Source organism: Pseudomonas sp. NBB, from assembly GCF_032701105.1.
Classification (GTDB): Bacteria; Pseudomonadota; Gammaproteobacteria; order Pseudomonadales; family Pseudomonadaceae; genus Aquipseudomonas; species Aquipseudomonas asiatica.
In genome coordinates this window covers 3,651,923-3,672,583 of record NZ_CP103994.1, presented here as the reverse complement: position 1 = coordinate 3,672,583, position 20,661 = coordinate 3,651,923, and the positions used below count along the sequence as shown (strand labels likewise).

Here is a 20,661-nt window from a genome sequence, read left to right as displayed (position 1 = left end):
GTTTACCTCGCGTTGCCAACCGGGGATTCCGGCTGCAGCTTCAGGTACAGGTAGAAGAGCACCAGGGTGATCACCACCAGCAGTGCGGCGGCGGCGCTGGCCAGGCCCCAGTTGAGGAACGACTGCACCTGCTGGATGATGAATTCGGGCAGCATCATGTTCTGCGCACCGCCCAGCAGGGCCGGGGTGACGTAGTAACCGAGCGACATCACGAACACCATCAGTGCCCCGGAGAACAGCCCCGAGCGGCACAGCGGCAGGAACACTTTCCAGAAATTGGTCCACGGGCTGGCGCCACAGATCGAGCCGGCCTGCAGCACCATCGGGTCGATGGCGTGCATGGTCGCCTGCAGCGGCAGCACGATGAACGGGATCATGATGTAGCTCATGCCGATCACCACGCCGGTCAGGTTGTGCACCATTTCCAGCGGGGCATCGATGATACCCATGGCCATCAACGCCTTGTTGATCACCCCCGAGCTCTGCAGCAGCACCAGCCACGAGTAGGTGCGCGCCAGCAGGCTGGTCCACATCGACAGCAGCACGATGTTCAGCAACCAGCGGCCCCAGCCCTTGGGCACCAGGGTAATTGCCCAGGCCAGCGGGAAGCCCAGCAGCACGCTGATCAGGGTGACCACGCCGGCCACCGAGAAGGTGTTGAACAGCACCCGCGCATAGGCCGAGTTGGCGAACAGCTGCTCGTAGTTGCCCAGGCCCGGCGTTGGCTCCAGCACCCCGCGCAGCAACAGGCCGGCCAGCGGGGCGAAGAAGAACAGGCCAAGGAACAGCAGCGCCGGCAGCAGATTGCGGCTGCCTTTCCAGCGCTGGCTCAGGCTGACGCGGCGGGGGGCCGTTCCTGGGGCGCCGGTGCCCGTGGGGGCACCTTGCGCGTTATGCAGGGCGTTGATGGCGACTTTCATTTGACCAACCACTCATTCCAGCGGGCTGCGATGGCCTGGCCGTTCTTGGCCCAGTAGGCGAAGTCGAGGGTGACCTGGTCCTGGGCGTAGGCGGTTGGCAGGTTCTGCGCGAGGTCTTTGTCCAGCTTGGCCACGCTGTCGACGTTCACCGGCGCGTAGGCGGTCTTGTTGGCGAACTCGGCCTGGCCTTCGGCGCTGCTGGCGTTGGCCAGGAACTTCATGGCCGCGTCCTTGTTCTTGGCACCTTTGGGGATGACCAGGAAGTCGGCCATGACCAGGTTCTGCTTCCAGCTCACGCCCACCGGTGCACCGTCTTGCTGCAGGGCATAGACGCGCCCGTTCCAGAACTGGCCGAGCGAGGCTTCACCGGAGGCCAGCAGTTGCTGCGACTGGGCGCCGCCGCCCCACCAGACGATGTCTTTCTTGATGGTGTCGAGCTTCTTGAAGGCGCGGTCCAGGTCCAGCGGGTACAGCTTGTCGGGGGCTACGCCGTCGGCCAGCAGGGCCAGTTCCAGTACGCCTGGGCTGGGCCATTTGTACAGGGCGCGCTTGCCGGGGTAGGTCTTGGTATCGAACAGTGCGGTCCAGTCCACCGGTTTGTTGGCACCGAGCTTGCCTTCGTTGTAGCCGAGCACGAAGGAGAAGAAGAACGAGCCGACGCCATGGTCGGAGACGAAGCGCGGGTCGATCTTGTCGCGCTTGATCTGGGTGAAATCGAGGGGTTCGAGCAGGCCTTCGCTGGCGGCACGCAGGGCGAAGTCGGCTTCGACGTCGACCACGTCCCACTGCACGTTGCCGCTCTCGACCATGGCCTTGAGCTTGCCATAGTCGGTGGGGCCGTCCTGGACGACTTTGATGTCGGTGGCTTTGGTGAAAGGTACGGCCCATGCTTCTTTCTGGGCGTCCTGGGTGGTACCGCCCCAGCTGACGAAGTTCAGGCTGTCGGCGGCCTGGGCGGCCTGACATGCCAGGGTCAGCAGGCTGGCGGACAGCACTGCGGTTACACGTTTGCTCAACAGCATGGTTACGCCCTCGTTGCTTTTGTTATTCGAGGCGGGGCTTGTGGTGCGCCCGCCAACAGTGTTCGGGGAGCAGCTAAAACAAAGTGTTTTTTGGCCGTTTTTGATTGTAGGTGCCGGCCTGCAGATTCAAGGTCTACGGGATATCATATTATGGTATTCCAAACTTTTGGCAAGAGGTATGAGGCTACCGGCCATCACTCCGTCCCTTTCAGAAACAGCGCGGGCCCTGTAGGAGCGGGTTCACCCGCGAATGCGTTGGTGGCTTCACCATCGCATTCGCGGGTGAACCCGCTCCTACAGGGCCCTGCCAAGTCAGTTGCTTCGGTGTTTTAGCCGACCATGTCCGGCTCGAAGGGGATGCTCTGCACCACCTCCAGCTCATACCCCGCCAGCCCCGCGTATTTCAGCGGCGGGCCCAGGTGGCGCAGCTTGCCCACGCCCAGGTCCTGCAGAATCTGCGCGCCTGTACCCACCTCCGAGTACACCTTCGATTGCCCACGCTGGTAAGGCCGCACCGGCTGGGTCAGCTGCGGCACGCGCTCCAGCAGCGCCTGTGAGGACTCATGGTTGGCCAGGATCACCACCACGCCGGCGCCTTCCTCGGCCACCTTCTGCAGCGCCGCCCAAAGCGTCCAGTTGGCGGGGCCGGCGTATTCGGCGCCGACCAGGTCGCGCAGCGGGTCGATCACGTGCACTCGCACCAGGGTCGGCTGCTCGCGGCGGATATCGCCCATGACCATGGCCATGTGTACGCCACCTTCGATGCGGTCTTCGTAGGTGACCAAGCGGAAGGTGCCATGCACGGTCGGCAGTTCGCGTTCGCCGATGCGCTTGATGGTCTGCTCGGTGCTCAGGCGGTAGTGGATGAGGTCGGCGATGGTGCCTATCTTGATGCCGTGCCGGGCAGCGAACACCTCCAGGTCCGGGCGGCGGGCCATGGTGCCGTCATCGTTGAGTACTTCGACGATAACCGACGCCGGGGTGAACCCGGCCAGGCGCGCCAGGTCGCAGCCGGCTTCGGTGTGGCCGGCGCGCGTCAGTACACCGCCTTCGCGGGCGCGCAGGGGGAAGATGTGACCGGGTTGCACCAGGTCTTCCGGGCGGGCGTTGGGGGCCATCGCCGCTGCCACCGTACGTGCCCGATCAGCAGCGGAAATACCGGTGGTAACGCCCGTGGCAGCCTCGATCGACACGGTGAAGGCGGTGCTGAAAACGCTGCCGTTGGCCGGCACCATCTGCTCCAGGCCCAGACGTTGGCAGTGATCGTCGGTCAGCGTCAGGCAGATCAGCCCGCGCGCTTCACGGGCCATGAAGTTGACGGCCTGGGCGTCGCATCGCTCGGCGGCGATCAGCAGATCGCCTTCGTTTTCCCGGTCCTCGTCATCCACCAGCAGGACCATCTTGCCTTGCCGGTAGTCCTCGAGAAGTTCTTCGATGGTGTTGAAAGCCATGTTGCACGCTCACTGTGGTGGGATGATTATTATGGTATACCATCATACATAAATATCGCCGTAACAGGAGAGCAGCGCATGAAGGCCTATTGGATCGCCCATGTGGACGTGACCGACCCCGAGCAATACCAGCAGTACACCCAGCGCGCCCCGGCTGCCTTCAAGGCATTCGGCGGCCGTTTCCTGGCCCGTGGCGGGCGTAGTGAGGCGATGGAAGGGCGGCCTACCCCTCAGCGTAGCGTGGTGATCGAGTTCGATTCGTACGAGCAGGCGCTGGCGTGTTACCGGTCCGAGCTGTACCAGGAGGCTTGCAGCCATCGTCAGGGGGTGGCGAAGGCTGAGGTGATCATCGTCGAAGGGGTCGAGCCCTGAGTTGGATTTGCGGCCTCTTCGCGGGTAAACCCGCTCCCACAGGTACGCCACAGATTTCGAAGTCTGTGGCGTACCTGTGGGAGCGGGTTTACCCGCGAAAGGGCCGGACCTGCCTCAAGGCATACCAGGCAACTCATGCGGCCGCAGGTCGAATACCAGCACCTCGGCATCCACCCCATTGCCCAGTTCCAGCACCTGTTCCTGCCTCACTCGCACCCCATCCCCTTCATTCAGCACTTGCCCATTGAGCTCGATGCTGCCCCGGGCCACATGCACATAGGCATGGCGGTTTTCCGGCAAGGTCAGGATGGCACGCTCGTCACCGTCGAACAGGCCGGCATACACCCGCGCATTCTGCCGTACCTGCAATGACCCCTCGGCGCCATCCGGCGAGATGATCAGGCGCAGCTTGCCGCGCTTTTCCTCGGCACTGAAATGCTGTTGCTGGTAACGCGGCGTTGCCCCCTGCACGTTCGGTACGATCCAGATCTGCAGGAAGTGCACCGGCTGCACCTGGCTGTGGTTGAACTCGCTGTGGGCCACGCCGTGGCCAGCGCTCATCAGCTGCACATCGCCCGGGCGGATCACCGAGCCGGTGCCCAGCGTGTCCTTGTGCTCCAGCGCGCCTTCCAGCACGTAGGAGAAAATCTCCATGTCGCGGTGCGGGTGTTGACCAAAGCCCTTGCCGGGGATGACGCGGTCGTCGTTGATCACCAGCAGGTCCGAGAACCCTTGCTCGTCCGGGTTGCGGTAGTGGCCGAAGGAGAAGGTGTGGAACGATTTCAGCCAGCCATGAAAGGCCAGGCCGCGGTCTTTGGCGTTGCGTACGGTGAGCATGACGGGTCTCCTGAACCGGCAGGGCACCAGGCCCTGCCGCATGCGTGGATGAGGTTACTGCAGGTGCACTTTCAGCTCGCCGGCGGCCTGGCGCATGGCCGCTTGCACGGCCGGCACCTGATGCAGCGGGTTGAGCAGCCCGTAGTCATGGATCATGCCGTTGTAGCGCACCGAGGTAACGGTCACCCCGGCAGCATTCAGCTTACGAGCATAAGCCTCACCTTCATCGCGCAGCACGTCGAACTCGGCCGTTTGCACCAGGGCCGGCGGCAGGCCCTTGAGCTGTTCACTGCTGGCCCGCAGCGGCGAGGCGTAGATCTGTTCCCGTGCCTTGGCATCGGTGGTGTAGTTGTCCCAGAACCACTTCATCATCCCGGTGGTCAGGAAGTGCCCCTCGGCAAACTGCTTGTACGACGCAGTTTCGAAGCTGGCATCGGTCACCGGCCACAGCAGCAGCTGGAAACGCAGGGCCGGGGTGCCGGCCTCTTTGGCTTTCAAGGCCACTACTGCCGCCATGTTGCCGCCGACGCTGTTGCCGGCCACGGCCAGGCGCTTGCCGTCCACGCCAATTTCCTTGCCATGCTCGGCCACCCAGCGGGTGGCGGCGTAGGCCTGGTTGATCGCGGTCGGGTAGTGCGCTTCCGGCGATGGGGTGTAGTCGACGTAGACCGCCACTGCGCCAGAGCCAACCACCAGGTCGTGGATCAGCCGCTGGTGGGTCGGGAAATCGCCGAGCACCCAGCCGCCACCGTGGAAGAACATGAACACCGGCAGGTCACCCTTCACGTTGGCCGGGCGCACCACTTGCAGTTTGATCGACTCGCCATTGGCCTGGATGGTGCGTTCCTTCACCTCGATACCCGAGAGATCGACCTTTACCGAGGCCTGGGCACCGGTCAGCACCGCGCGGGCGTCTTTCGGGCTGAGCTGCTCCAGTGGCTTGCCGCCGCCTTGTTCCAGGGCTTCGAGGAAGGCCTGGGTGTGCTGTTCGATACCCGGGCTGCCAGCGGCGAAGGCGCTGGAAACGGACAGGGCCAGAAGGGAAGCGGTAAGGGTTTTGTGGACAATGTTCATGAGCGAATCCTTTTCTGTTGAATGTTGGTAGTGGGCGTCTTGCCTGGCCTTCAGGGCCATCGCTGCGACTTGTGCGTAGATTAGGGAGATGCGTTGATGGGAAAAAGCCGCTATAAAGCGTTTGACTGTCACCAAGAGCGAGACAATGAACCCTTACGAAGACATGCGGATCTTTGCCCAGGTCATGGAAGCTGGCAGTTTCACTGCGGCTGCCGACCGCCTGGGGATGTCCAAGCAATCGGTCAGCCGGCGCCTGATGCAGCTTGAGGAGCGCCTGGGCGTGCGCCTGCTCAACCGCTCCACCCGGCGCCTGGATGCCACGCCGCTGGGCCAGCACTACTACCAGTCGGCGTTGCGCCTGCTCGGCGAAGTGCAGCAGGTGGAGCACGACATCAGCGGCCAGGCCCAGGCCTTGCGTGGCACCTTGCGTCTGAGTGCGCCGCTGTCGTTCGCCATGGCGCACCTGGGGTGCCTGCTGACCGAGTTCCTGCAGTTGCACCCGCAGGTGGATGTGGAGGTGGATTTGAGCGACCGCGCAGTGGACCTGATCGGCGAGGGCTATGACCTGGCGCTACGGATTGGTGCGCTGGAGGATTCCAGCCTGATTGCGCGGCGTATTGCCAGTGTCGAGCGGGTGTATTGTGCGAGCCCGGCGTACCTGAAGGCTCGGGGCGTGCCGGCCAGGCCGGAGCAACTGGCTGGGCATGATTGCCTGCCTTATGGTCATTCGCGGCAGGTACAGTGGCATTTCCGCCAGGGCGGCAAAGTACAGGCGATCCAGGTAGTCGGGCGGATGCGGGCTAACAATGGCGAGCTGCTCAGGGATGCGGCGATTGCCGGGATGGGGGTGACCTATCTGCCAACCTTCATCGTGGGACAGGCGCTGGCGGATGGGCGACTGGTGACAGTGCTGGATGAGTGGCGGCCGCCAGCACTGCAGTTGTCGGCGGTGTACCCCCAGCACCGGCAGGTGGCGCGGCCGGTTCAGGGGTTTGTGAACTTCCTGCGTGAGCGCTTGGTGCACCTCTGACCTTCGGTACCGAGTGAGCTTCTTCGCGGGCGTGCCCGCGAACACCGGCGCAGCCGGTGCCAGCCACCGCGTTGGCTTCTTCGCGGGCCTGCCCGCTCCCACAGGTACTCCACAGCCCCAAGCCCAGTGATTACCCTGTGGGAGCGGGTTTACCCGCGAAGAGGCCGGTGCAGGTCAACGCATCAATTCATCTACCCCGACCCACCCACCATCGAACTCATCCATGGCATCCAGCACCGCTTCACGGAAATACGCCAGCGACGCCCGATCAAACAGCAACTGCAAGGCCGGCCTCTCATCGCTCCCCACATTCAGTACGATCACGTTGATCCGCGCCGCCGAGGTCTGCGCCACCGCCCCAACGGGAAACGCCCGGGCGCGCAAGTCCACACCGCACAACTTGGCCATCACCGCGCTGCAATGCACCCCCGAGAGCTGCAGCCAGGCATGGCTATCCTGACGCGGCAGCAGGTAGTTGCGCCGGGCATCCTGCACCCACTCGGCCTCTTCGGCAGCCACCCGTGCACCGCCGTCGGCCAGGCTGCCCAGCAACAGGTACTCGGTCTGCGACAAGCGCGCTATCCAGCCACCGTCTTCCTGGCGCACGGCCTGGTTGGGTAGCGACGGCAAGCGGTAGCCACGCGCCTGCAGGCAAGCGGCACTGTCGCCCCCGCGAAACCCGACCCGTGCCAGATCGGTCAGGTCAGTCAACGCGCAGGTATGCAGCAGTTCGGCCCGCGGGCCGAGTGAAATAAAAGCTTTGGCTTGCAAACTGGTCATGGCTCAGAGCTCCTGGCGCAGGTTGTCGGGATCGTGGAACGGCAGTGGCACCACCTTGGCATTGACCATCACGCCGCCCTCAACGCGGATCGGGATGTGCGTGCCAGGCGTGGCCTGATGGGCACCGGCGTAAGCCAGGCCGATGATCTGCCCCAGGGTTTGCGAGTATTCGCAGGATGTGACGTTGCCGCTGATGTCCGCCCCGTCCAGCACCAGATGCCCCTCCAGCGGTTGCGGGCTGCCCTTGGGCAGGGTGAAGCCGACCAGTTTGCGCTTGAGCGGCTGCGCTTCGAGGATCTCGATCGAGCGTTTGCCGACGAAGAATGGCTTCTTGCGGCCGATGGCCCATTGCATGTCGATCTCCGCCGGGTGGGTCATGCCGTCGGTGTCCTGGCTGATGATCACGTGGCCCTTTTCCAGGCGCAGCAGGCGTTGGGTCTCGACGCCGAACGGGCGAATGCCCAACCCCGCGCCAGCCTGCATCAAGGTATCCCACAGGCGCTCGGCGTGGCGCGCCGGCACATGCACTTCGTAGCCCAGTTCACCCACAAAGCCCACCCGCAGGATGCGCGCGGCAATGCCGGCCACTGTGCCCTGGCGTACGCCGAGGTAAGGGAAGGCCTCGGCCGACAGGTCCACATCGTCACACACCTTGGCCAGCACCTGGCGTGAAAGCGGCCCGGCCAGGTTGACCGCGGCCAGCGCGGCGGTGACGTTGGTAATGTCCACATCCAGGCGCCATTGCGCATTCCACTTCAGCATCTGCTGGTAGATGCGGTCGACGCCGCTGGTGGTGGCGGTGACGTAGAAGTGCTGCTCGCCCAGCCGGGCGCACACGCCGTCATCGATTACCACGCCATGCTCGTTGGTCATCAGCGCGTAGCGGGTGCGGCCGATGGCCAGCTTGGCGAAGCCGAAGGTGTAAAGGCGCTCCAGCAGTTCGGCGGCGTCGGGGCCGCGCACATCCAGGCCACCGAGGGTGGAAACGTCGATCAGGCCGACCTTCTCGCGCACATGGCGGGCTTCCTCCTGCATGCAGCGTTCGCGGTCCTCGGGCTTGCCATAATAGGCCGGGCGCTGCCAGATGCCGGCCGGCATCATCTTCGCCCCGGCTTCCAGGTGGCGGCGGTGCATGGGCGTTTGCCGGTACGGGTCGAAGGCGCGGCCGGCGACGTGGGCCAGTTTTTCCGCCTGGAACGGTGGACGGGCGGTGGTCACCCCGGTTTCGCTGATGCTGCGCCCGGTGGCGTGGGCCACCAGGCGGGCGGTCGGCAGCGCCGAGTGGCGGCCCTGGGACGGGCCCATGCCGACCGTGGAGAAGCGCTTGACCAGTTGCACATCGCGGTAGCCGCTGCGCGTGGCGTTGACGATGTCGCGCACTTGCAGGTCTTCGTCGAAGTCGACGAAATCCTTGCCCTTGGGGTGGGGGAAGATCGGCCAGGGGAAGTTGACCTTGGATTCGGCACTGAACACGGGCTGCACCGGCGCTTCCAGGCCCAGCGCTGCCAGCGCATCGGCAGCCCCGCGAGTGGCGTCGGCCAGCACATTGCCCAGTGCGTGACGGCCGTTCACCGAACCGGCGATATCCAGCCCGGCCGGCAGGTTGCTGATGACGAATTCGTCGCGGTTCACATCGTAGGCCAGCTTGCCGCCAGCCTGGCACGGCAACTGGTACACCGGCATGTAGCCTGCCGACATGCACAGCAGGTCGCAGGCCAGGCGCAGGCCATGCGGGCCGACCTTGCCCTGGCCGGTGATCGGGCGAATATCCACGCCACTCACGTGGCGCATGCCCGCTTCGTGCAGGGCTTCGTACACGGTGCTGCCCAGGTGCACGGGTATATCGCGGCGCTTCAGTTCGGCGGCCACTGCGGCATCGGCTGGCGCAGCGCGCATGTCGACCACCGCGGCCACGGCCACGCCTTGCTCCTGCAGGTCGAGGGCGGCGAGGTAGCCGTCATCGTGGCCGGTGAGGACTACCGCGCGCTGGCCGGGTTTTACCGCGTACAGCTTCATCAGCCGCTGCACGGCGCTGGTCAGCATGACCCCCGGCAGGTCGTTGTTGCGGAACACAACTGGCTGGTCGAACGAACCGGCCGCCACCAGGCAGCGGCTGGCGCGCACCTTGTACAGGCGCTTGTGCTGGATCACCGGCAGGTAGTTGTCGGTGAACCAGCCGTTGCAGGTGGCGTCCAGCAGCACCTGGATGTTCGGGTGGCCCTCGACGGCAGCCAGCAGCTCCTGGCGCAGGCTGGTGGCGCGGGTGCCGGCAATGTCGAAGCGGGCGTAGGTGAGCGAGCCGCCAAGCACCGGCTGTTGCTCGACAAGCAACACCTTGGCCCCGGCATTGGCCGCGTCCAGTGCCGCACGCAGGCCAGCCGGGCCAGCGCCGATCACGGCCAGATCGACGAACAGATAGGCCTTGTCGTAATACTGCGGCCTGAAGCCTAGGTCGAGCACGCCCAGGCCGGCCTTCTTGCGGATCAGCGGCTCCCACACCTTCCACATGCCCTTGGGCTTGTAGAACGAGCGGTAATAGAAGCCCACCGGCATGAAGCGCGAAAACTTGCCCAGGTAGGCGTCGCGATCGTGCGCCAGGCTACCGTTGAAGTTTTGCCCTTCGACTACCTGGCCATCGCGGGCGGCTTCCAGGTCGGCCAGCACATTGGGCTCGTCCGGCAGCTGCACCAGGGTGTTGGCATCCTGCCCGGCCATGCTCAGCGGGCCGCGCGGGCGGTGGTACTTGAACGAGCGCGACAGCAGCCAGCGGCCACTGCCGAGCAGGGCGCTGGCGATGCTGTCACCGGCAAAGCCCTGGCAGGCCTGGCCGTCGAACTGGAAGTGCAGGGGCCGCTCGCGGTCGATCAGCAGGCCCATGGGCGCGGGGAGGCGAGTGTGGCTGTTCATCCGGCAATCTCCGGGGTGGCGGCGGGGGTGAAGTCGACGCGGCGGTCGAACAGTTCTTTCGGGTCGAAGGTGCGCAGCACCTGGTCGCTCACCGTGTGGCGTTCGGCCAGGAACCAGTAGCTGGAGGCGTTGTGCAGCCACCACTCGGTCACCACCCCGGCCAGGTTGTCGCTGTTGAACACATAGTCGGCCCATTGCGCATCGCTGCAGCTGGCCGGGTCGGGCATGTGCCTGAATTCGCCGCCGTAGGTGAACTCGCTGATATTGCGCGGGCCGTTCAAGGGGCAGGTCAGGATCTTCATCGTCGTCGCTCCTTAGTGGCTGGCTGCGGTGGCGCCCATTTCGTTGACTTGCTGGAAGCGGCTGAAGCGCTCCAGGGCAAAGGGTGCGATCAGTTCCGGCACCTTGCCGCCACTGGCGACCAGCTCGGCCATGGTCTTGCCGCAGATCGGCGTGGCCTTGAAACCCCAGGTGCCCCAGCCGGCGTCCAGGTAATAGTTGTGCACCGGCGACAGGCCCATGATCGGGCTGTAGTCCGGGGTCATGTCGGTGATCCCGGCCCACTGGCGCATCAGCTTGGCGTTGGCCATGAACGGGAACATCTCGATGGCGTGTGCCAGCAGGCTCTCCTTGAGGTCGAGGGTGGAGCGGGTGTTGTACAGCGGGTAGGGGTCGGAGCCGCCGCCAAAGACGATCTCGCCGCGGCTGGTCTGCTGCACGTAGCAGTGCAGCGCCGAGGAGCTCACCAGTGGGTCGAGAAACGGCTTGAACGGCTGGGTGACCATGGCCTGCAGCGGGTAGGTGTGGATCGGCGCACGAATGCCGGCCTTGGCCATCAGCAGCGAACTGGCCCCGGCCACGGCCTGTACCACGCAACCGCACTGCACGGTGCCACGGTTGGTCTTCACCGCCTCGATGCGGCCATTTCGGATCAGCAGGTCCTGCACTTCGGTCAGCTGGTGGATCTCGACGCCGCGCTTGGCAGCCTGCTTGGCGTAGCCCCAGGCCACCGCGTCGTGGCGGGCGGTGGCACCATCGATGTGCCAAAGGCCGGCGAGTACCGGCAGGTGACCGGGGTCGAGGTTCAGGCTCGGCACCAGCTCGCGGATCTGCTGGCGGTCGATCATTTCAGTGCGCCCGCCAAAGTGCTTGTTGACCTCGGCGCGCTGGCGAAAGGCGCGCACGGTGGCGTCGGTGTGCGCGAGGGTGAGCTGACCGCGCTCGGAATACATGATGTTGAAGTCGAACTCGTTCGACAGGTTCTGGAACATGCGCACCGATTCTGCGTAGAAGCGCACACCCTCACTGGTGAGGTAGTTGGAGCGGATCACCGCTGTGTTGCGCGCAGTATTGCCGCCGCCCAGGTAGGCCTTCTCCAGCACGGCGACATTGGTGATGCCATGGTACTTGGCCAGGTAGTAGGCGATGGCCACGCCGTGGCCGCCGCCGCCGATGATCACCACGTCATAGCGTGGCTTGAGTTCGCACGGTGGTGGCAGGTCGACCTCCACCGGGTAGTCGGCGCTCAGGCCGTATTTCAGCAGGGCGAAAGGCATGGGGTGCGCTCCTGGTGGGCGGCCTGTTGTTGCAGGTCGAGGGCGAGCAGGGTGTTTTTCATCAGGTAGGCGATGGTCATCGGGCCGACGCCGCCGGGTACCGGGGTGATGCCGGCCACCTGGGGCAGGGCGGCGGCGAAGTCGACATCGCCGACCAGGCGGCTGTGGCCGCCTTCGTCGATGCGGTTGATACCGACATCGATCACCACCGCGCCAGGCTTGAGCCAGTCGGCACCGATCAGCCGTGGCTTGCCCACTGCGGCCACCAGGATGTCTGCCTGGCGACACAAGGCCGGCAGGTCGCGGCTGCGCGAATGCACCACGGTCACCGTGCAGTCGGCCTGCAGCAGCAGGGCGGCCATGGGCTTGCCGACGATGTTCGAGCGGCCGACCACCACCGCATGCTTGCCACGCAGTTCGCCACAGGCATCGCGCAGCAGGCGCATGCAGCCGCTGGGCGTGCACGGGGTGAGCACATCGCGGCCCTGGGCCAGGCCGCCGACGTTCTCGCTGTGGAAGCCGTCCACATCCTTCAGTGGGCTGATCGCCTGAAGAATGCGGTGTTCGTCGATATGGGCCGGCAACGGCAGTTGCACGAGGATGCCGTTGACCTCGGTGTCGCGGTTGAGGCGGTCGATCAGGGCCAGCAGCTCGGCCTGGCTGGTGTCTGCGGGCAGGCGATGCTCCAGCGAGCGGATGCCCACCTCTTCGGCACGCAGCACCTTGTTGCGCACGTACACCTGGCTGGCAGCGTCGGCGCCGACCAGCACCACCGCCAGGCTCGGTTGCACGCCGCCCTGGCGCAGCTCCTGCACCTGCTCGCGTACCTCGGCCAGCACCCGCGTCGCGGTGGCCTTGCCGTCGATCAGCTTGATACTGGGAGTGGCGTTCATTTGAAGATCACCGTGCGGTCGTGGTTCAGGAACACCCGATGCTCCAGGTGGTATTTCACGGCGCGGGACAGGGCGATGGTCTCGGTGTCGCGGCCGATGGCCACCAGGTCGTCCGGTGCGTAGGCGTGGTCCACGCGCTGCACTTCCTGCTCGATGATCGGGCCTTCGTCGAGGTCGCTGGTGACATAGTGGGCGGTGGCACCGATCAGCTTCACCCCGCGCTGGTAGGCCTGGTGATAAGGCTTGGCGCCTTTGAAACCGGGCAGGAACGAATGGTGGATGTTGATCGCCCGGCCTGACAGCTGGCGGCACAGGTCGTCGGAGAGGATCTGCATGTAGCGCGCCAGCACCACCAGTTCAGTGCCGGTGTCCTCGACGATGCGCAGCAGCGCGGCTTCCTGTTCGGCCTTGGTGTCCTTGCTGACCGGCAGGTAGACGAAACGGATGCCCTGGCGCTCGGCCATCGGGCGCAGGTCCAGGTGGTTGGAGACCACGGCGGTGATCTGCATGTCCAGCTCGCCCTTGGCATGGCGGTACAGCAGGTCGGACAGACAGTGGTCGAACTTGCTCACCATCAGCAGCACGCGCATCGGCCGGGCACTGCTGTGCAGGCTCCACTGCATGTCGAAACGCTGGGCGACATCGGCAAAGCCGGCTTCCAGCTGCGGTGTGTCACCCGTGACACCGGTGTTGTAGCGGAACACCGCGCGCATGAAGAAGCGCCCGTTGTCCTCGTCGTCGAACTGCGCCATCTCGCTGATGTAGCAACCGTGCTCGGCCAGGTAGGTGGTCACCGCGGCGACGATGCCGGACACGGCCGGGCAACTGACGCGCAGGATGAAGTGATCGGGAGCGGGATGCATGTCGGATAGGCCTCGTGATGGGGTGGGGCAGGTCGGGCACAAGGGCAAAAGAGGCTTCGCGTGGAGGCGAAGAAATATTTCTTGGTAGGAATATAAATTTCCTTTAGGCGATTTATAGGCGAAGAGGCGGGTGACGGTCTAGAGGTTTGTGAATTTTTTTTGCCTGGCAGGAAAGTTTTACCGGGGACCTGTAGGAGCGGGTTCACCCGCGAATAGGCCGGTACAGGCTATGATTGCTCCATGAGCACTACACCGCCTCTGCGCCAACCTTGCCCCCCTGGCGCCTGCGACTGCGGCCGCGAACACTTGGTCGATCACCCGCAGGCCGCTCAGCGCATCCTCCTGCTGACCCGCCAGGAAGAGAAACGCCTGCTCGACCGCCTGGAAAACCTCAAGGACCTGGAAGACCTGCAACGCCTGCAGCAGCGGATGTATGAAAACCTCGGCATTCGCGTGCACATTGCCCCCGGTTTCAACGAAGTGCGCACCATGCGCGGCATCGTCATCGAGCTGGATGATCAGCTCGGCCTATGCCGCAAGACCCGGCAGTCGATCCCGGCGGCGATCCGCCGTGGGCTGGAGCGCAATCCGCAGGTGGCCTTCCGCTTGCTCGATACCCACGACCTGTTGCGGGATACCTGAAGACCGCGTCAGCCCCACTAATTTTTTCGCCGCACGCCACGTCTACTTGAAAGCCCCCCTGCGCCAGGCGCGCAGCGGCATCCATCACTCAAGGAGACAGGCAATGACTTCCGTTTTCGACCGCGACGATATCCAGTTCCAGGTAGTGGTCAACCACGAAGAGCAATACTCGATCTGGCCCGACTACAAAGCCATCCCCAACGGCTGGCGTGCCGTAGGCAAGAGCGGCCTGAAGAAGGACTGCCTGGCCTACATCGATGAAGTCTGGACCGACATGCGCCCGCTGAGCCTGCGCCAGAAAATGGCCGAAGCCGCCGCCCAGTGACTGCATTGAACCTGCTGTGCCTGCCGTATTCCGGGGCCAGCGCCATGGTCTACAGCCGCTGGCGGCGCAAGCTGCCGACGTGGTTGCAGGTGCGCCCGGTGGAACTGCCCGGGCGTGGCGCGCGCATTGCCGAGCCACTGCACACCGACATGCAGGCCCTGGCCCGGCAACTGGCCGCCGAACAGCGCCTGGCGGCCAGCGCCCCTTACGCGCTGCTCGGCCATAGCCTGGGCGCCTTGCTGGCATTTGAACTTGCCCATCAGCTGCAAGCGCTGGGCTGCCCGGCGCCACTGGCCCTGTTCGCCTGCGGCACCGCAGCACCGACCCGGCGCGAGGACTACGATGGCAAGAACTGGCGCGAGCCCAAGAGCGACGCCGAGTTGATCGGCGAGTTGCGCGAGCTTCAGGGCACGCCAGAGGAAGTGCTGGCCAACGCCGAGCTGATGAGCCTGACCTTGCCCACCCTGCGCGCCGACTTCCTGCTGTGTGGTACCTACGCCTACCGCCAGCGGCCGGCCTTGCAGTGCCCGCTGCACGTGTTGGGCGGCATGCAGGACCGCGCCAGTGACGAGCAATTGCAGGCCTGGCGCAAGGAAACCCTCGGGGCGTTCTCGCTGCAGATGTTCCCAGGCGGCCACTTCTTCATCCATGAGCATGAGGACCGGGTGCTCGCTGCGCTGACCGCGTCGCTGCAACCGCTTCGGCTGTCCGCCTGATTGACGTCACCGCTTGCCTGGGGGAGGCTAGGCCTTTTCCCAGGCAAGAGGCAGACAATGCTGATCGATCCCCACAAGGCCACGCTGCTGGTCGTCGACATCCAGGAAAAACTCATCGGCGCCATGAGCGACCCTGAAGGCACCCGCGCGCGGGCCCGCTGGTTGTTGGCAGCGACGAACGAGCTGGAACTGCCGACGGTGATTTCCGAGCAGTACCCCAAGGGCCTGGGCCATACCCTGGCCGAACTGCTGGCCGCAGCGCCGGTCGCCGAGGTGGTGGAGAAAAGCCATTTTTCATGTGTGGCCGCCGAGTGTCTGCCAGCAAGTATGATGGCGCGCGAGCAAGTGATTGTCTGTGGCATTGAAACCCACGTCTGTGTGCTGCAGACCGTGCTTGGCCTGCTGGCACTGGGCAAGCAGGTGTTCGTGGTCGAGGATGCCTGTGATAGCCGTACGCCGGCGAGCAAGGCCGCAGGGCTGGCACGCATGCGGGCCGCGGGAGCGCAGGTGGTGACCCGCGAAATGGTTCTGTTCGAGCTCATGGGCAGTGCCAGCCACCCGCTGTTCCGGCACATCAGCAAGACCTACCTGGTCGGTGAACAGCCCTGAACGGCCGGTTACTGGCTGCCGGGTTGATGGCCCTGGCGCTGCTGCAAGGCTGCGCCGGGCGCCGTGAGGAAGCGCCCGAGACGGACCCGGCCAAGGTCCGCGCCCAACTGCTGCGGCTGTTACCCGCCCAGGCCAAGGACCGCGAGGGCTGGGCCCGGGACATTCAGGTGGCGTTCGACGCCCAGCGAATTGCCCCCAGCAAGAGCAACCTGTGCGCGGTGCTGGCGGTGACCGAGCAGGAATCGACCTTCAATGCCGACCCGCAAGTGCCCAACCTGGGGCGTATCGCCCGAGAGGAAATCGACCGCCGCGCTGCGCGCCTGCACATCCCCAAGCTGCTGGTCGACGGTGCACTGAAGGCGCCGTCGGGTAATGGCAAGAGCTACCAGCAGCGTTTGCAGGCGGTGCGCAGCGAGAAGCAGTTGAGCGAACTGTACGACGAAGTCATCGCTCGCGTGCCGCTGGGCAAGACCTTGCTGGGCGGGCTGAACCCGGTGCATACCGGTGGGCCGATGCAGGTCAGCATCGACTTTGCCGAAAAGCATGCGCGGGATTACCCCTACAGCCATGATGGCAGCATTCGCCAGGAAGTGTTCACCCGGCGCGGTGGCATGTATTTCGGTATCGCCCACTTGCTAGGCTATTCGGCCAACTATGATCGCCAGCTGTATCGCTTTGCCGATTTCAACGCGGGCTGGTACGCCAGCCGCAATGCGGCATTTCAGGCGGCACTGAGCAAGGCGACGGGGGTGATGCTGGCGCTGGATGGCGACCTGGTGGCGCCGGGCTCGATCATGCCCGGGACCACTGAAAAGGCGGCACGCAAACTGGGAGGAAAGCTGGGCCTGCGCAACCCGCAGATTCGCAGCCAGCTGGAGCAGGGCGATAGTCTGGCCTTCGAGGACAGCAAGCTCTACAGCGGGGTGTTCGCCCTTGCTGATGCTGCGGCCGGCAAGCCGGTGCCACGGGCGGTGCTACCGGGGATCCAGCTGAAAAGCCCGAAGATCACCCGCAAGCTGACCACGGCGTGGTTCGCCGGGCGGGTGGATGAGCGTTATCAGCGGTGCATGAAGCGCTAGCGCTGCATTCAACGCGATCAACTGTGGGAGCGGCCTTGCGTCGCGAAAGGGCTGCGCAGCAGCCCCAGAAATTTGTGCATCTGTGCTGAAATCCTGGGGCCGCGATGCGGCCCTTTCGCGACGCAAGGCCGCTCCCACATTGACCGTGCCAGCCTGCCTGATCAGCTTTCGCCCAGGGCGGCAACTACCTGATCCACACTGGCCTTCAACCCGGCAAACGCATCCTCAGGGTCACTCTCCACCACCACCAACTTCGCCCCGGACGCCTTGATCACCTCGGCCACAGCCGCCTCCGGCTGCCGATGGTCCAGCACCAGCGCCACATCCTGCGCTTTAAGGTTGTCCCCCAGCGCCTTCAGCGCAGTCGCATCCCACTCGGCTGGCAGCGGCTGCTCGACCATGTCCAGGTTCAACCCGCTGGCCAGATAACCCAGCCGTTCCGACAGGCTCACCACCGTCAGGTTGTCGACCTTGGCCAAGCGTGTCTGGCTGCTGGCCGAAAGCTCCAGCAACTGGCGTTTGAGCCCGGCCAGGTTGCCCTGGATCTGCGCCTTGTCGCCCGGCGCCAACCGCTCCAGGTCATTGGCTACCACGTCGGCCATGCGCCCGAAGTTGGTCGGGTTGAGCCAGGGGTATGCGCCATAGGCCTCGTCGCCGCTCACCGCTATGCCCGGTAGCGCGCCATCCACTGGCCGTGCTGCGTCGATTTCGACGATCCGGATATTGCTACGCCGAGCCATCGGGTACAGCGGGTCGTCACGCCAGATCGAGCGCACGCCGATCACCGCGTCGGCCTGCTGCGCGGCCTTGTGCAGGCTGGCGCCACCGCGACCGCTGAAATAGGAAGGCTGGCGGCTGGCAGGCAGGTTGGCGGGTGCTGCACGCTTGAGCTGCACCTTGGTGCCCTCGAGCAAGGCGCTGGCCAGGCTGTGGGTGACGGGCAGGGTGGTCAGCACTTGCGTGGCGAAAGACAGCGACGGCAGGCCGGCCAGGGCCAGCGCCAGGGTCAGGGTCAGGCGTTTCAGGTTCATGCCGGGTTTCCTTGCAGGCGGGGGACGAGGGCGCGGGCCAGCGCCGCCAGGGCGAAGCAGATGCCCGCGACCAGGATGATCGCGGCGCCGGACGGCACCGGCAGGTCGAAAACGATCGGCAGCAGGATGCCCAGCAGCGTGCTCAGCGTGGCGATCAGCACCGACAGGAAGAAAAAGCCCTTCAGCGACTGGCTGACCAGGCGTGCGGCGGCAGCGGGGATCACCAGCAGCGCCCCGACCAGGATCGCCCCGATCACCTTCACCGAGGCCACGGTGACCAGGGTCACCAGCACCACGAACAGGTAGTCCAGGGTTTTCACCGCCACCCCGCGCACGGCTGCCAGCTGTGGGTTGAAACTGGCCAGCATGATGCGGTTGTACAGCGGCACTGCCAATGCCAGCACCAGCACCGCGACGATGCCCAGTACCACCAGGTCCTGGCCGCTGACGGTCAGCACCGAGCCGAACAGCACGTTCTCGAGGATGTGCACGTTGATCTTGCCCGCCAGCATCAGCAGCAGGCTGGCGCCCAGCGCCAGCGACACCGACAGGAATACGCCGATCAGCGTGTCCGGCGACAGCCCGGTGCGGTTGCGCAGGAAGTTGAGCAAGATGCCGAACAGCAGGCAGTAGCCGAACAGGCTGCCGTAGGGGCCGGTGTAGGGCTCGCCCAGCAGGATGCCGATGGCCACGCCGGTCAGCGCGGCATGGCCGACCGCCTCGGAGAAGAAGGCAAAGCGCTTGACCACCACCAGGGTGCCCAGGCCGCCCAGCACCGGGCCGATCATCAAACCGGCCAGCAAAGCGTTGACCACGAAGCCGTAGGCCAGCGCCTCCGGCAGGTACCCGGCAGTGGCCCAGTCCTGGACCGTTTGCCGAAAGATTTCAAAACTCATCAGGCAAGGCTCTCGCTACGCGGGTGAACGGAGAACAGGCCGAGCAGGCGCTCCGGGGTCAGGGCCTGGGCGGGCGGGGCGTCGAACAGTACCTGGCGGCTCAGGCCGGTAACTCGGTCGGCCAGACGCATCACTGCTTCCAGGTCATGTTCGATCCACAGCACGGTGGTGCCGGCCTGGCGCCAACCCTGCAGCAGTTGTTCGAACACCTGGATGCCGGCTTCATCCAGGGCCGACATCGGTTCGTCCAGCACCAGCAGTTGCGGCTCGGGGATCAGGCCCTGGGCCAGCAGCACGCGTTGGCGTTCGCCACCGGAAAGCGCGCCCATGCGCCGTTTGCGCTTGTCGAGCATGCCGACCTGCGCCAGGGCTGTGTCGATGGCCGGCTGCACGCGACGCGACAAGCCGAGGAAGGCAGGGCGGCGCTGGCACATGGCAGCCATGAAATCGTCCACGGTCATCGGCAGGCCACGGTCGAATTCCAGCGCCTGCGGCACATAGCCGATCACGTCGCGTTCGCCGGGCCAGTGCAGGGTCAGCTGGCCCTGGTGCGGCATCTGCCCGAGCAGGGTCTTGATCAGCGAACTCTTGCCGCCGCCGTTGGGGCCGACGATGGCATGCACGCTGCCGGCGGCGACGTTGAAGCTGACATTCTCGAGGATGCGGGTGCGGCCCAGGGTGAGGTCGATGCCGGCGAACTCGATGCGCGGCCCGCAGGCTGTCACCAGGTTGGCGGCGGCGGTCATGCGCGGTTCTCCTGGATGGCGCGGACCACGGTGTCGAGGTTGCGCTTCATCTCCACTTCGTACTTGTCCTTGGTGTATTCGCCGTAGGAAATGTGCGTAAGCGGGTACAGGCGCACGCCGGATTCACGCTGGATGGTTTCGACATAGGCCGACGGGAAGTCCATTTCCGAGAAGATCACCCGCACGTCCAGCGCCTTGAGCTGATCGATGGTCTTCTTCAGCTGGGCCGGGCTGGGTTCGATGCCATGGGCTGGCTCGACCACCGCAGTCACTTCCAGGCCGAAGTCACGTACCAGGTAGTCGTAGGCGGCATGGATGGTGGCGACCCGGAAGGTGGCGCTGGGTGCCTCGGTGACCTTGGCCAGTGCTTCGGCACGCAGTGCGCGCAGGCGCTTGGCATAGGCGCGGGCGTTTCGCGTGTACAGCTTGGCGTTGTCCGGGTCGAGCTTGCCCAGTTCACGGGCGATGTTGTTGACCTGGGCGATGGTGGTGCTGATCGACAGGAAGGTGTGCGGGTTGACCACCTTGCCGGCGCCGCGGGCGGCAATGCCGGTGGCCGCCAGCAAGGGTACGTTCTGGTTGGCCTCGATGGTGTTTATGTCGGGCTTCTCGCTGGCGGCGATCATACGGTCGGCGAAATCGTCATGGCCGACGCCGTTCAGTACCACCACGTCCAGGGTACCGATGCGCTTGATGTCCTCGGCCCGTGGCTCGTAGGCATGGGGGTTGAACCCTGCCGGAATCAGCGGCACCACTTCGGCCTTGTCGCCGACGATGTTGCTCACATAGCTGTAGTAGGGGTGCAGGGTAATGCCGATACGCAGGGGCTTGCCGTTATCGGCCAGGGCCTGTGCCGGCAGGGCAATGGCCAGGAGCAGGGCGAGGGCGGAGCGGAGCATGGTGAAGTCCTTG

At 65.1% G+C, this 20,661-nt stretch carries 22 protein-coding genes; 7 read left to right on the top strand and 15 right to left on the bottom strand.

Annotation, left to right across the window (positions count from 1 at the left end):
• Positions 1 to 2 precede the first annotated feature (2 nt).
• From NY023_RS17120 to ribBA, 3 genes are all read right to left on the bottom strand, one after another.
• The gene (locus NY023_RS17120; protein ID WP_015270844.1) at positions 3 to 920 is read right to left on the bottom strand and encodes an ABC transporter permease; all 918 of its coding nucleotides are present in this window, start codon (positions 918 to 920) and stop codon (positions 3 to 5) included.
• Positions 917 to 1,942 carry an ABC transporter substrate-binding protein gene (locus NY023_RS17115; protein ID WP_013973153.1) on the bottom strand — a complete coding sequence of 342 codons (1,026 nt, stop codon included), beginning with the start codon at positions 1,940 to 1,942 and terminating at the stop codon, positions 917 to 919. Before NY023_RS17115 ends, NY023_RS17120 begins: the two co-directional genes overlap by 4 nt.
• Positions 1,943 to 2,271: 329 nt before the next feature.
• Positions 2,272 to 3,393, bottom strand: coding sequence for a bifunctional 3,4-dihydroxy-2-butanone-4-phosphate synthase/GTP cyclohydrolase II (gene ribBA / locus NY023_RS17110; protein WP_013973152.1), 1,122 nt, complete (start codon positions 3,391 to 3,393; stop codon positions 2,272 to 2,274).
• 78 nt (positions 3,394 to 3,471) lie between these two features.
• On the opposite strand from ribBA, the gene NY023_RS17105 reads away from it, so the two are divergent.
• Complete coding sequence (locus NY023_RS17105) at positions 3,472 to 3,765, top strand: DUF1330 domain-containing protein (protein ID WP_013973151.1); 294 nt, start codon at positions 3,472 to 3,474, stop codon at positions 3,763 to 3,765.
• 114 nt (positions 3,766 to 3,879) lie between these two features.
• Here NY023_RS17105 and NY023_RS17100 read toward each other — a convergent pair whose 3' ends face one another.
• Together NY023_RS17100 and NY023_RS17095 are read right to left on the bottom strand one after the other, a co-directional pair.
• Positions 3,880 to 4,602 carry a pirin family protein gene (locus NY023_RS17100; protein ID WP_013973150.1) on the bottom strand — a complete coding sequence of 241 codons (723 nt, stop codon included), beginning with the start codon at positions 4,600 to 4,602 and terminating at the stop codon, positions 3,880 to 3,882.
• Between the two features lie 54 nt (positions 4,603 to 4,656).
• Positions 4,657 to 5,676 carry an alpha/beta hydrolase gene (locus NY023_RS17095; RefSeq protein WP_023661817.1) on the bottom strand — a complete coding sequence of 340 codons (1,020 nt, stop codon included), beginning with the start codon at positions 5,674 to 5,676 and terminating at the stop codon, positions 4,657 to 4,659.
• A 145-nt stretch (positions 5,677 to 5,821) separates the two neighbouring features.
• Between NY023_RS17095 and NY023_RS17090 the strand changes: the two genes are divergently transcribed.
• Positions 5,822 to 6,706: a LysR family transcriptional regulator gene (locus NY023_RS17090; RefSeq protein WP_013973148.1), complete on the top strand. Its 885-nt coding sequence runs from the start codon at positions 5,822 to 5,824 to the stop codon at positions 6,704 to 6,706.
• A 174-nt stretch (positions 6,707 to 6,880) separates the two neighbouring features.
• Here NY023_RS17090 and NY023_RS17085 read toward each other — a convergent pair whose 3' ends face one another.
• The 6 genes from NY023_RS17085 to purU are packed head-to-tail and all read right to left on the bottom strand — an operon-like array spanning position 6,881 to position 13,705.
• Entirely contained in the window at positions 6,881 to 7,486 is a 606-nt protein-coding gene (locus NY023_RS17085; protein ID WP_013973147.1) for a sarcosine oxidase subunit gamma, read from the bottom strand.
• 3 nt (positions 7,487 to 7,489) lie between these two features.
• Complete coding sequence (locus tag NY023_RS17080) at positions 7,490 to 10,393, bottom strand: 2Fe-2S iron-sulfur cluster-binding protein (protein ID WP_024087354.1); 2,904 nt, start codon at positions 10,391 to 10,393, stop codon at positions 7,490 to 7,492.
• The gene (locus NY023_RS17075; protein WP_013973145.1) at positions 10,390 to 10,695 is read right to left on the bottom strand and encodes a sarcosine oxidase subunit delta; all 306 of its coding nucleotides are present in this window, start codon (positions 10,693 to 10,695) and stop codon (positions 10,390 to 10,392) included. The genes NY023_RS17080 and NY023_RS17075 overlap by 4 nt, the downstream gene beginning before the upstream one ends.
• A gap of 12 nt (positions 10,696 to 10,707) precedes the next feature.
• Positions 10,708 to 11,949 carry an FAD-dependent oxidoreductase gene (locus NY023_RS17070; RefSeq protein WP_013973144.1) on the bottom strand — a complete coding sequence of 414 codons (1,242 nt, stop codon included), beginning with the start codon at positions 11,947 to 11,949 and terminating at the stop codon, positions 10,708 to 10,710.
• Positions 11,931 to 12,842 carry a bifunctional methylenetetrahydrofolate dehydrogenase/methenyltetrahydrofolate cyclohydrolase FolD gene (folD, locus tag NY023_RS17065; protein ID WP_013973143.1) on the bottom strand — a complete coding sequence of 304 codons (912 nt, stop codon included), beginning with the start codon at positions 12,840 to 12,842 and terminating at the stop codon, positions 11,931 to 11,933. The genes NY023_RS17070 and folD overlap by 19 nt, the downstream gene beginning before the upstream one ends.
• Positions 12,839 to 13,705 carry a formyltetrahydrofolate deformylase gene (gene purU / locus NY023_RS17060; protein WP_013973142.1) on the bottom strand — a complete coding sequence of 289 codons (867 nt, stop codon included), beginning with the start codon at positions 13,703 to 13,705 and terminating at the stop codon, positions 12,839 to 12,841. Before purU ends, folD begins: the two co-directional genes overlap by 4 nt.
• A gap of 240 nt (positions 13,706 to 13,945) precedes the next feature.
• Here purU and NY023_RS17055 point away from each other — a divergent pair, with 240 nt between their 5' ends.
• The 5 genes from NY023_RS17055 (at position 13,946) to NY023_RS17035 (ending at position 17,076) form a co-directional block, all read left to right on the top strand.
• Positions 13,946 to 14,347, top strand: coding sequence for a hypothetical protein (locus NY023_RS17055; protein ID WP_023662857.1), 402 nt, complete (start codon positions 13,946 to 13,948; stop codon positions 14,345 to 14,347).
• Positions 14,348 to 14,450: 103 nt separating this feature from the next.
• Positions 14,451 to 14,672: an MbtH family protein gene (locus NY023_RS17050; RefSeq protein WP_003256222.1), complete on the top strand. Its 222-nt coding sequence runs from the start codon at positions 14,451 to 14,453 to the stop codon at positions 14,670 to 14,672.
• A complete protein-coding gene (locus NY023_RS17045; RefSeq protein ID WP_013973140.1) occupies positions 14,669 to 15,388 on the top strand; it encodes a thioesterase II family protein in 720 nt (239 codons plus the stop codon). The genes NY023_RS17050 and NY023_RS17045 overlap by 4 nt, the downstream gene beginning before the upstream one ends.
• A gap of 57 nt (positions 15,389 to 15,445) precedes the next feature.
• Positions 15,446 to 15,997 carry a hydrolase gene (locus NY023_RS17040; protein ID WP_013973139.1) on the top strand — a complete coding sequence of 184 codons (552 nt, stop codon included), beginning with the start codon at positions 15,446 to 15,448 and terminating at the stop codon, positions 15,995 to 15,997.
• Positions 15,998 to 16,023: 26 nt separating this feature from the next.
• The gene (locus tag NY023_RS17035) at positions 16,024 to 17,076 is read left to right on the top strand and encodes a DUF1615 domain-containing protein (protein WP_013973138.1); all 1,053 of its coding nucleotides are present in this window, start codon (positions 16,024 to 16,026) and stop codon (positions 17,074 to 17,076) included.
• A 161-nt stretch (positions 17,077 to 17,237) separates the two neighbouring features.
• Here the strand turns inward: NY023_RS17035 and NY023_RS17030 are convergent, their stop codons facing one another.
• Genes NY023_RS17030 through NY023_RS17015 form a run of 4 tightly spaced genes read right to left on the bottom strand, consistent with a single transcriptional unit; the run spans position 17,238 to position 20,648 of the window.
• A complete protein-coding gene (locus tag NY023_RS17030) occupies positions 17,238 to 18,107 on the bottom strand; it encodes a metal ABC transporter solute-binding protein, Zn/Mn family (RefSeq protein WP_013973137.1) in 870 nt (289 codons plus the stop codon).
• The gene (locus tag NY023_RS17025; protein WP_013973136.1) at positions 18,104 to 19,003 is read right to left on the bottom strand and encodes a metal ABC transporter permease; all 900 of its coding nucleotides are present in this window, start codon (positions 19,001 to 19,003) and stop codon (positions 18,104 to 18,106) included. The genes NY023_RS17030 and NY023_RS17025 overlap by 4 nt, the downstream gene beginning before the upstream one ends.
• A complete protein-coding gene (locus NY023_RS17020; protein ID WP_013973135.1) occupies positions 19,003 to 19,749 on the bottom strand; it encodes a metal ABC transporter ATP-binding protein in 747 nt (248 codons plus the stop codon). The genes NY023_RS17025 and NY023_RS17020 overlap by 1 nt, the downstream gene beginning before the upstream one ends.
• Complete coding sequence (locus NY023_RS17015) at positions 19,746 to 20,648, bottom strand: metal ABC transporter substrate-binding protein (RefSeq protein ID WP_013973134.1); 903 nt, start codon at positions 20,646 to 20,648, stop codon at positions 19,746 to 19,748. The genes NY023_RS17020 and NY023_RS17015 overlap by 4 nt, the downstream gene beginning before the upstream one ends.
• Positions 20,649 to 20,661 lie beyond the last annotated feature (13 nt).